The organism is Tenacibaculum sp. E3R01, from assembly GCF_003318185.1.
GTDB classification, from domain to species: Bacteria; Bacteroidota; Bacteroidia; order Flavobacteriales; family Flavobacteriaceae; genus Polaribacter; species Polaribacter halocynthiae.
Genome location: NZ_QOCC01000008.1, coordinates 133,265 through 133,509, shown reverse-complemented (window position 1 = coordinate 133,509; position 245 = coordinate 133,265). Strand labels below are relative to the sequence as shown.

Here is a 245-nt window from a genome sequence, read left to right as displayed (position 1 = left end):
GAACCAACGGTACGAACGGAACAAATGGTGCAACGGGTGCTACTGGAGCAACAGGGGCCGCTGGTACAAATGGAACCAACGGTACGAACGGAACAAATGGTGCAACGGGTGCTACTGGTGCAACAGGGGCCGCTGGTACAAATGGAACCAACGGTACGAACGGAACAAATGGTGCAACGGGTGCTACTGGAGCAACAGGGGCCGCTGGTACAAATGGAACTAACGGTACGAACGGAACAAATGGT

1 protein-coding gene is annotated in these 245 nt (G+C 54.3%); it reads left to right on the top strand.

Annotation, left to right across the window (positions count from 1 at the left end; translation table 11 throughout):
• The coding region (locus tag DS884_RS01495; protein ID WP_199488176.1) for a hypothetical protein at positions 1–245 on the top strand (245 nt) is incomplete at both ends.